The organism is Candidatus Parvarchaeota archaeon, from assembly GCA_016866895.1.
Classification (GTDB): Archaea; Micrarchaeota; Micrarchaeia; order Anstonellales; family VGKX01; genus VGKX01.
On record VGKX01000028.1, the window covers coordinates 1 to 9,733 of the forward strand.

Consider the following 9,733-nt stretch of genomic DNA (forward strand, 5'->3'; position numbering starts at 1 on the left):
ACAAGTTCAATGGCAAAAAATTCGTGAAGTACCCAACAAAAAGATTTGACAAATTCGAAGAAGAAAAATCATAAGAAATCCATAAGCAATATATCAAAAAATCAATCCAGGCAATCAAACCAAAAACAAAAAAGCCAAGAACCAAAGTTAACAAACTCAAAATCAATCCAGACAATCTACCCGAAATTAACCAGTCACATAATCACTGTCGATTGCCAAAAATAGTGTTAGCAGTTGCCTGTAGTCATCGATTCCATGTGTTATAATTAAATACCGGGTAATTCATCAAGAATCCTATACGCTTGAACTGGGTCAAAAATAAAGAATCCCATAAGAGAACTGGGTAAATATCCAGAATCCTAAAAGCAGTAACTTGACCGAACATAAAGATTCATGCAAAAAGAAAATGCAAAGCAAGAAAGCAAAATGGCAATATACTCATCATTTTGCTTATCTCTAAAACCGGGGTGTGTAAAATGGCAGTCCTATACGACAATCTGGTGATAGCAACAGCATTCACTGTCCTAGGTGGCGTGCTTGGGATATTTTTCATGCTGGTTGGGGTGTATTTCATCCCTAAAATCACGGATAAGTTCACTCCTGATGTAAATGAAGGCAAAGAAATAGCCAAAGGGAACCTGGCTGTGGCAACTTATTTTGGGCGGGTTGTAGGTGCGGCAATAATAGGCATGAGCATAATCGTGGCAGCTGCAGTCATCGCAGGGATTCATGGTTAAATAGCCAAAACAAATTTATCCAATCAAGCTTTCCAGCCATGGCAAAACTCCCGCAGTCAAATCTTAAAGCAAGACCGGCATCTCAAATCCATTATCAAAACCCTCTAGCCTTAAAAAACCAAATCCCTCATGCTAACCCGCCAAGCCACAACACCAGCCAAAACTCTTTAAAATAGGTTGGCGCATTATATCCTAATGGCATCAAGAAGCAAGTTAAGAAGCCAGTCAAGTAGCAAACAAATGGACAATTTGAGCACCAAGCAAAGAAGCAATTTAAGAAGCAAGTTTCTTGTATTTGTTTTTGTTCTGGCAGTCTTATCAGTCTCACTTTCTTTTGCCCTCAACATGCTCTCGCCAAAACAAACAGAGCTAAAAGACGGGCAGATAATTGACGCCGGGGCTATTGGGCCTGGGCAGACAATGGAAGTCCTCATTTCACCCAAAGTCTTTACTGGCGGAACACTTGAAATTGGCGGCCACTATGATTTTGTCACAGTTGAAAAACTGCCTGAAGGCTGGGTGTTCAAAAACAGCAACCCAACAGAAGACCCCATGCAAGTAAAATTTTCAGTCGCCCCAGATGCGCCTGAAGGCACGTATATCATATCACTGAAAGTTTCTGATGAGGGCGCTGATGTTGGGAAAGGCCAGGGCCTTCCAGAAATTAACTTCAAAATAAAAGTGCGCGTAACCTACGATGTGCTTACGGTTGACTTCGACCCGCTTGAACAAACGACATCGGCAGGCCAGCCGGCACGCTACAAAATAACACTCCATAATCTTGCGACAACCAGTGACACATTCGAGGTAAGCTCAAGTGGCGTTTCCACATGGAATTTCCGCGTGCCTGTTTATGTTGCGGCAGGCTCCTCAAGGGAAGTGACTTACGAGGTTGTTGGCCTGGACGAGTCAAGCTACAGCCTCAAGCTCAACGTTCGCTCGCTCTCCTCGGACCTAATCTCCCAGTCCCAGGATGTCAAGCTTACGGTAAAGTCAAACCTGGTTTCGGACATGCTGGCGACAAACCACGGTGTTTTGATTTTCCCGATTTTCCTCCAGCCGCTTTACTCGCTTGCGGGGCTTCTAAGCAACCTGTTTTAGTCCTTACGGATTTTTCGAATAAGCCTGCTTGCCCAAAGCCTTCCCCTCAAACAAATCCAGGCCTTCCAAAATCGCCCCTGTGCATCCTATTCAGCACGCTGCCAAGTTTATTGTCCCCATTCTCGCTTCTTTGCGCCTTAAGCCTGGCCTCAATGGTCAGAATTTCGTTTTCAAGGCTCTTGATGTCCTTGTCAATCTCTTCAAGAGCCTGAATGCGCTTTTCCACTGAAAGCATAAGGACCCTGTCAATTGCCCTGTAGCCGGTGCTATGCCTCGGCCCGTATTTCCTGCGCAGGTGGAACTCGCTTCTCAAATATGCAGTGGCTGAGAAATACACGGCAAACGGGAGGGACACAGCAAACGCCACGGCTGCAATCGCAGAGCCAGTTGCCGCAAATATAAATCCTGAAGCAAACGCCGCCAATACTGAATTTGTGAACATAATATCATGGCCTTCTTGCTTTGCCTGCATTTTCGGGGAGCTTGCCATTTCAGGGGGCACAAAAGGAATTCCACCTGACACTGTTTCGGATTTTGTTTTTACAGCCTGCAGCAGGCGATGCTTCCAAGGCGTGCCTTCAATCTCCCTAAGGGTCTCATGCAGCCTGCCATTCATTATCGCAACAACAGCTTCCCTGAACACTTCAAAGGCGTCTTTGTTCTTTTTTAGCAACCCAAGCGTCTCGGCATCCTCGTATCTGCATTTATTTAGCATCTTTTGAAAAGTCATCTGTGTAGCTCTCCATGTCGTAGTCAGCATTTTCTGGTAGAAGAAATTTTTCCTGCTTTCGCTAGTCTGCTGCTTTGCCAAAAAAAGTCTCATGCGACCACCCGGGCAGCACTTGCCTACCCGAATACTATATTCCACAAGTTATATTTATACGCATTTTGCCATTTTTCACACATAAGTTGACAACTATGCACTAAAGAAACATGCGCCAGCCCACCCTGTTTATATTTGTTGATTTTGGAAATTTCCCCATGCCATATAATGACAAGCCAGATTCAGAATCGAGCTTCAAGCAAGCGGGCCGCTTTGCCCTGTTCAAACTTAGCGAAAAGCAGAAAGCCAGCCTCATCAACAATTCTGCGGACTTTCCAATCAGTGCAGATAAAAACAGGAAAAAGGCGGCAAGGGAGGCTTCCCTTGAACTAAAAAATGACCCAAGCCTCAAGAAATACAATGGCAGGCTTGAGCTTCTTAAAGCCAGGTTTTCCGAAAAGAACAAGATAAAAGGCATGATAAAAAACTCGGAAATTTTGGCCGCCTTTTCCCGACAGTTTCGCAATTCAGCCAAATTCGTCCCCCTGATAAATATTCTCAAGGTCCGCCCAGCCCGCACGATTTCCGGAGTCAGCCCAATTGCCATAATGACAAATTCCAAATGCCCTCATGGCAGATGCACCTACTGCCCCGCAGGTGAGGGCACTGCCAACTCCTACACTGGCTTTGAGCCTGCGGCAATGAGGGGGCGGCAGTCAGGCTACGACTCATACAAGCAGGTCATCTCACGACTTGGGCAATATGAACACCTGGGGCACGTGACAGACAAGTGCGAGCTAATCATCATGGGCGGCACCTTCAATGCACAACCGCGCGCTTACCAGGAAAACTTCATGAAGCGTGCGTTTGATGCATTCAACGGCAGCGAGTCGGAAAACTTGAAAGCCGCTTTATTGAAAAATGAAAACGCAAAAAACCGCGTAATCGGTGTGACTTTTGAGACAAAGCCCGACTGGGCAAAGTCGCGCCAGGATATTGATTGGCTGCTTGCAATGGGCGCAACTCGCGTGGAGCTTGGCGTGCAAGTGCTTTCTGATGAAATCTACAAAAAGGTAAATCGAGGTCATACACTTTCTGATGTGGTTGAGGCAACGGCAAACCTGAAAAACTCCTGCCTCAAAGTTGGCTACCACATGATGCCTGGGCTTTACCAAACACCGCAAGAAGACATAGCAACCTTCAAGCAGCTTTTTGAAGACGAGCGCTTTAGGCCCGACATGCTAAAAATCTATCCGACCCTTGTCCTCAAGGGAACGAAAATTTATGACGAATACATTAAGGGAAAATATGCGCCATACGACACAAACACCGCAGCGCAAGTCCTTGCAAAAATCCAGCGCGGCTTGCCCCCTTATGTGCGTGTCATGCGCGTCCAGCGCGACATTCCGGCAAACCTGATTGAGGCCGGGGTGAAAAACAGCAATGTGCGCCAAATCGCAGAGGAGCTGATGAAAAAGCGCGGATGGGCTTGCAGGTGCATCAGGTGCAGGGAAATAGGGGTTGCAAACCTATCTGATGGAATAAAATCCGATCTGGAGCGACTTAAGCTAGTCAGGCTGGAGTATATGGCTTCAGGCGGAAAAGAAATTTTTCTTTCATATGAAGACAAAAAATCCGATACACTTGCGGGCTTTATCCGCCTTCGACTACCTTCAGCTCAAGGCATCAAGGCAAATCCGAGGCTTCAGATAAGAGAAAAAACAGCGCTTATCCGTGAGCTTCATGTATATGGCCAGGAAATGGCAATAGGTTCAGGCTCCAAAACCCGTTCCAGTGCGCAACACATCGGGCTTGGCAAAAAACTCCTTCAAGAGGCTGAAAAAATTGCAAGTGAGGAGTTTGACAAGAACAACATGGTAATAATTTCTGGAATAGGGGCGCGCGAGTATTATTACAAGCAAGGGTACAAGCCAGACGGGCCGTATGTTTCACGGCAACTTAGGGCCTGAATCATTTTTCTTTGGACATTCTCCCAAGCTATTTAAACCCCAAATCACAATAGGGAAAGCATGTATTCTCTGAAGCTTGAAAGCCTGTTCAACGCAAACGGGATTAAAATCGGCGACTTGATACGTGTGGCAAAGCAGGGCGCCATTTACGAGGGAATCCTGCTTCCACATGCGCAAATCGGCGACAAAAACTGCGCTGTTGTAAAGCTCAAATCAGGCTACAATGTAGGCATAGAAATAACCGAAGATGCAAAAATCGAGCTTATCAGGCAAGGGCAGGGGGGAGTAATTGCTGCATCGTTAGAGGAGACTTCGGCGCAGCCAAGTGTGCAGGAAAGCTTCATTTCCATCCTTGGCTGCGGGGGCACCATAGCATCAAGGATTGAATACATGACTGGAGCAGTGTTCCCTTCCTTTTCCCCAAGCCAGATAGTTGGCGCTTTTCCGGAGCTAAGCAAGGTCAGCGCAATTCGCTCCAAAAAGCTCTTTTCGCTTCTCTCCGAGGACATCACTGTTTCGCACTGGCAGCAAATTGCAGGCGAGGTCGAGGCACAGATAAATGATGGTACAAATGGCATAGTCCTGATGCACGGGACAGATGTTATTGGCTACACTGCAGCGGCCTTGAGCTTCATGGTCCAAAAGCCGCCAGTTCCGGTGGTGCTTGCAGGCGCACAGCGCTCTTCAGACAGGGGCTCCTCTGACAACAAAATGAATCTTCTCTGCGCAAGCCATCTTGCAAAATCCGACATTGCCCACGTTGGAGTCTGCATGCACGGGACAAGCAATGACAACTATTGCCTGTTCCACTCGGGCACAAATGTCAGGAAAATGCACACATCCAGCCGCGATGCCTTCAAGTCAGTCAACCGCCCCCCGCTTGCAAAAATCAGCTATCCTGACTGCACTATAACGCAAATTAGGGAAGAAGGCGAAGTGCAGACAAGGAGCCAAAACCAGGGCAACACCAAATTTGCCCTTGAGATGAACCCAAATGTCGCACTTGTCTACTCGCACCCCGGCATAAAGCCCGAATTTTTTGAAGGCCTTTCATCTTACGATGGGGTCGTGATTGCTGGAACCGGCATGGGCCATGTCCCGACCAATTCATTCAATGACCCTTCCTGCACATCTGTGGTGCCTGCGATACGCGGGCTTGTGGATTCAGGAGTAGTCGTTGCAATGGCCCCGCAAACAGTTTACGGAAGGCTCAGCATGAACGTGTATACTGCAGGCAGGCTATTGCTTGAGGCTGGCGTTATTGGAAACAACTGCGACTGGCTTGCGGAAACCGCGCTTGTAAAGCTAATGTGGGCATTGGGGCAGACAAAAAACCCCAAAGACGCAAAGGAGCTGATGCTTACAAACATATCAGGCGAGCTGTCCCAAAGGTCAAGAATTGATGAAACTCATAATGCCAGTGAAACTGATTAGGGTTAAAAAGGGTTTGTCAAATGGAAATTTTTAAGTCAGGAATTGAAATACACCAGCGGCTTGCAGGCACAAAGCTGTTTTGCAACTGCCCAAGCAGGCTTGTTGAGCCAGATGCCAAGCCGTCTGCAACCCTGCGCAGGACTTTGCACAAGGTCCAAAGCGAGCTAGGTGCTACGGACAAGGCTGCCGCTTTTGAAGGCTCGCTGAACAAGACTTTCACTTATCAGTGTTTTGGCCAGAGCAACTGCCTTGTTGAGGCCGACGAGGAGCCGCCGCACGGGTTAAGCAGGGAGCACCTGAAAACCGCAGTTGAAATCGCGCTGATGCTCAAGGCAAAAATTGTTGATGAAGTGTGGGTGATGAGAAAGACTGTCATAGACGGAAGCAACACAAGTGGCTTCCAGCGCACAGCAGTCATCGGCCTTGGCGGCTTGCTTGAAACTTCAAAAGGCCCGGTTGGCATCCAGTCAATATGTCTTGAGGAGGAAAGCGCCGGGATTGTTGGGGAGGGCAAGGAGGCCCAAACTTACCGGCTTGACAGGCTTGGCATGCCGCTAATCGAGATTGCAACCTCTCCTGATATCAAGGATGCGGGCCATGGCGCTGAGGTTGCCCAAAAGCTAGGAATGTGCCTGCGCATGACTGGCAAATGCCAGCGGGGCCTTGGGTCAATACGCCAGGACGTCAATATTTCAATTCCCGGAGGCGCACGGGTCGAGATAAAAGGCGCGCAGTCCCTTGAGGACATCCCAGTTCTCATGCAAAATGAAATCATGCGCCAGTCAAGGCTTCTTGAAATAATCAAGACACTCAAAGACAGGTTCCCTGAAAGCACTATTGGTTTTGAAAAGCCGGCAGATTTAAGCGAACTATTCAAGTCAACCACCTGCAAAGTCGTGCTAAGGGCACTTGGCCAAGGCGGCAGCGTCCATGGGCTGCGGCTGCCAAGGCACAACGGCCTTCTTGGCATGGAGCTTTATCCGGGGCGCAGATACGGCACCGAGCTTTCTGATTATGCAAAGGCGGCAGGTGTCAGCGGCATCATCCACTCTGATGAGGATTTGAAAAAATACGGCTTTACTGTCCAGGAAATCAATGCAGTGCTGCACGGGCTTAAAATCAACAACAATGACTCATTTGTGCTTGTTGCAGACAAGCAGGCGGCCTGTATCAAGGCCCTTGAACTTGTTGCAAAAAGGGCTTCAATGTTTTTCGTTCCGGAGGAGACCAGAAAGGCGCTTGCACAAGGGGCCTCCTCGTTTCTCAGGCCGCTGCCTGGAAGCGCGCGCATGTACCCGGAGACCGATGTGCTTCCAGTAAGGCTCAAGCACGATTATCTGCAAAGGGTGGCAGCGCACCTGCCTACAAGCCCTGAGGCTGCCCTGGCAAACCTAAAGTCAATACTCAATGAGGACTTGGCAAACAAGATTTTCAAGTCCCAGCATCTGTCATTGTTCCAAACCCTCGTTGCGCAGCAGTTCGACCCCACAGTCACTGCAGTGACACTTGAGGAGACCCTTGTGTCGCTTCGACGGGAGGGTGTTGAAATCCCTGATGTTGAAAGAACAGTTGTGCCTGTGCTTGCAGTTTTTGAGGAGGGAAAAATCACAAAGGCCGCAATACCACAGCTAATCAGGGCCGTTGCAAAAAAGAAGGCTGCTGCAATCGAAGGACTGGCTCCTGCCATGCTTGTGCGCCAGGCAATTGTGGAATCTGGCCTTGAGAAGCTTTCAGGCAAGGGGCTTGAATCAGTAGTCATTGCGTCAAACTTCGACATACCTGGAATCATGAAAAAGTACAGGCTAAACATTGACCCAGCCGAACTCCAGAAAATAGTCGCAGAAAAGAAAAGATAAATAGCCTAAATCCAGCCAATGCCAGAAAGCCGCGAGCCAAAGCCGGTCAATGTCGGCAAGCCACGTGCAGACAGATGGCTCTCATTTATCTACTTGAACTTATGCCCTTTTGGGTATACATACGCATAATCTTCCTTTACCTGGTTTTTTCCATACCACAGCTGCTCAATCTTTTTTTTGCTTTCAAATAGCGCCCTGTCTGTTGCATCAGCTTCAGTCTTGCCGGATGCTGCCTGCTTGTGCACTTCAAGGGTTATTGTGCCGTTGTAAAACTTCTTGAGGCAGGATATTGTTCCCGCCCAGTCTATTTTTCCGTCCCCTATTGCAAGGTGCGCATCCCTGTCCCCGGCATTGTCGGAAAAATGGGTGTGGCTTATGCACTTTGAAAACTTTTTTGCAAAGCCGATAATTGCCTTGTTGCTTCCTTTTGAGTTTGCAAACTCGTGCCCTGCGTCAAATGTCATGCCGATATTCTGCTTTTTTACAAGGCCTGCAAATTCCTGTGCCGTAAAGGAAAAATCCATGTAGTTTTCAACAAGCAGCCTGGCCCCATGTCTTGCGGCATAGTCCTTCAGGCTTCCAAGGTTGCGCACGGTAGCTTCAACAAGCTCCTTTCTTGTTGCATAAAACTTTGGCAAAAACTCAGTGTGAATGGTGATTTTTTTTGCCCCAAGGCCGCAAAGCGCGTCAATTGCGCACTCAAATTCGGCAAGGCACGCCCTTTCTACCGATTCATATGGAAAAGCAATGTGCAAATACCAGGGCAGATGCCCAAGCACGCCCATGTTGTAGGATGCAATTGCCTGGAGAATCTGCCTTCGCTTCATGTGCAATATTGAAGGGGGGGCAAAAGGAGCCTCGCAGGTAATCTCAAAAAAGTCAAATGAAAGTTCGCCTGCCCGCCCGATCTCCCCAACCAAATCCTTGTGCGGGTTATTCATTGTTCCAACAAGCATAAAGACTTAAGGAGAAAGGGAGAATATAATCCTATTCATGCCAAAGTGGGCAGCGGCATCTGCAGGCCTTTTCAATAAGAGTCAGCAAATATCTTTTACCTCGTAGGTCTTGCCGCATACTGTGATGGTCGGCTGCCTGGTGCTGCTTTTTATGTCGGCTTTCGGGCTGTCAACCTTTATTATGACCTTGCCGTCCTTGCACTCAACAGATATGGAGTCAACAGTCAGTTTCCCTATGCTGTCAAGCTGCCCTAGCGTAAGCTCGCCCCCTGCGTCAAAGGTGCCAAGCCCCGCCCTTCCGCTTCCATCTGCTTCTTTCCGTTTCATAACATAATTTAACACAATAAAGATATATAAATATTGTGGTAAATAAAAATAATAAGTGTATTGATGCCATACTCTTTTGCATGCAATACGGGCATAAAATACGGGCATAATCAGGCTCAAGTAATGAAGATTATAAGTTCAATGCCCCCTATCCTCTTATGGTGAAAAGAAAGATTGTAAAGTCAATAAATCAAATGCCTTGTGATGAGGCTGGCTGGAGAAAAATGCTGACGCCGCAGCAATATGGGGTGTTAAGGGAGAAAGGCACGGAGGCTCCATTTAGCGGCAAGCTCACTTATAACAAGGAAAGCGGCTCTTATTCGTGTGCGGGCTGCGGCTCAGAGCTTTTTTCCTCTGAGGCAAAATTCGACTCAGGAACTGGCTGGCCGTCCTTCTGGGCGCCAATTTCAAAAGGCAAAATAATTGAAAAGCCCGACTTGTCGCATGGGATGATTAGAAAAGAAATAATTTGCGCCAGGTGCGGCGGGCACCTTGGGCATGTTTTTGAAGACGGGCCAAAAGACAAGACCGGCTTGCGCTATTGTTTAAACTCCTGTTCGCTTGATTTTAAAAAATCTGGAAAAAAGAA

Annotated in this window: 9 protein-coding genes; 6 read left to right on the forward strand and 3 right to left on the reverse strand. The window is 47.8% G+C overall.

What is annotated here, in order from left to right:
• Window positions 1–476: 476 nt before the first annotated feature.
• Both FJZ26_01895 and FJZ26_01900 read left to right on the forward strand, forming a co-directional pair.
• Complete coding sequence (locus FJZ26_01895) at window positions 477–737, forward strand: DUF350 domain-containing protein (protein MBM3229158.1); 261 nt, start codon at window positions 477–479, stop codon at window positions 735–737.
• A gap of 240 nt (window positions 738–977) precedes the next feature.
• Window positions 978–1,838, forward strand: a complete 861-nt coding sequence (locus FJZ26_01900) for a hypothetical protein (protein ID MBM3229159.1) — start codon at window positions 978–980, stop codon at window positions 1,836–1,838.
• A 46-nt stretch (window positions 1,839–1,884) separates the two neighbouring features.
• Here the strand turns inward: FJZ26_01900 and FJZ26_01905 are convergent, their stop codons facing one another.
• Window positions 1,885–2,661, reverse strand: a complete 777-nt coding sequence (locus FJZ26_01905; GenBank protein ID MBM3229160.1) for a hypothetical protein — start codon at window positions 2,659–2,661, stop codon at window positions 1,885–1,887.
• A 110-nt stretch (window positions 2,662–2,771) separates the two neighbouring features.
• Here FJZ26_01905 and FJZ26_01910 point away from each other — a divergent pair, with 110 nt between their 5' ends.
• From FJZ26_01910 to gatE, 3 genes are read left to right on the forward strand one after another with little or no spacing between them, the layout of a single operon-like run.
• On the forward strand, window positions 2,772–4,571 hold the full coding sequence (locus FJZ26_01910; protein MBM3229161.1) for a tRNA uridine(34) 5-carboxymethylaminomethyl modification radical SAM/GNAT enzyme Elp3: 1,800 nt from the start codon (window positions 2,772–2,774) through the stop codon (window positions 4,569–4,571).
• A 60-nt stretch (window positions 4,572–4,631) separates the two neighbouring features.
• The gene (gene gatD / locus FJZ26_01915; protein ID MBM3229162.1) at window positions 4,632–6,005 is read left to right on the forward strand and encodes a Glu-tRNA(Gln) amidotransferase subunit GatD; all 1,374 of its coding nucleotides are present in this window, start codon (window positions 4,632–4,634) and stop codon (window positions 6,003–6,005) included.
• 20 nt (window positions 6,006–6,025) lie between these two features.
• Window positions 6,026–7,861 carry a Glu-tRNA(Gln) amidotransferase subunit GatE gene (gatE, locus tag FJZ26_01920; protein ID MBM3229163.1) on the forward strand — a complete coding sequence of 612 codons (1,836 nt, stop codon included), beginning with the start codon at window positions 6,026–6,028 and terminating at the stop codon, window positions 7,859–7,861.
• An 89-nt stretch (window positions 7,862–7,950) separates the two neighbouring features.
• On the opposite strand, the gene FJZ26_01925 is transcribed toward gatE, so the two are convergent.
• Window positions 7,951–8,817: a sugar phosphate isomerase/epimerase gene (locus FJZ26_01925; protein MBM3229164.1), complete on the reverse strand. Its 867-nt coding sequence runs from the start codon at window positions 8,815–8,817 to the stop codon at window positions 7,951–7,953.
• Between the two features lie 81 nt (window positions 8,818–8,898).
• Window positions 8,899–9,144: a hypothetical protein gene (locus FJZ26_01930; GenBank protein MBM3229165.1), complete on the reverse strand. Its 246-nt coding sequence runs from the start codon at window positions 9,142–9,144 to the stop codon at window positions 8,899–8,901.
• 158 nt (window positions 9,145–9,302) lie between these two features.
• Here FJZ26_01930 and msrB point away from each other — a divergent pair.
• Window positions 9,303–9,733: peptide-methionine (R)-S-oxide reductase MsrB (gene msrB / locus FJZ26_01935; protein ID MBM3229166.1), on the forward strand; the 431-nt coding region annotated here is incomplete at its 3' end.

Bases quoted from the DNA above. Each gene is read 5' to 3' on its own strand.
- FJZ26_01895 (MBM3229158.1), top strand. From the start codon at position 477: ATGGCAGTCCTATACGACAATCTGGTGATAGCAACAGCATTCACTGTC.
- gatE (MBM3229163.1), top strand. From the start codon at position 6,026: ATGGAAATTTTTAAGTCAGGAATTGAAATACACCAGCGGCTTGCAGGC.
- FJZ26_01930 (MBM3229165.1), bottom strand. From the start codon at position 9,144: ATGAAACGGAAAGAAGCAGATGGAAGCGGAAGGGCGGGGCTTGGCACC.
- gatD (MBM3229162.1), top strand. From the start codon at position 4,632: ATGTATTCTCTGAAGCTTGAAAGCCTGTTCAACGCAAACGGGATTAAA.
- FJZ26_01910 (MBM3229161.1), top strand. From the start codon at position 2,772: ATGCGCCAGCCCACCCTGTTTATATTTGTTGATTTTGGAAATTTCCCC.
- FJZ26_01925 (MBM3229164.1), bottom strand. From the start codon at position 8,817: ATGCTTGTTGGAACAATGAATAACCCGCACAAGGATTTGGTTGGGGAG.
- FJZ26_01905 (MBM3229160.1), bottom strand. From the start codon at position 2,661: ATGAGACTTTTTTTGGCAAAGCAGCAGACTAGCGAAAGCAGGAAAAAT.
- FJZ26_01900 (MBM3229159.1), top strand. From the start codon at position 978: ATGGACAATTTGAGCACCAAGCAAAGAAGCAATTTAAGAAGCAAGTTT.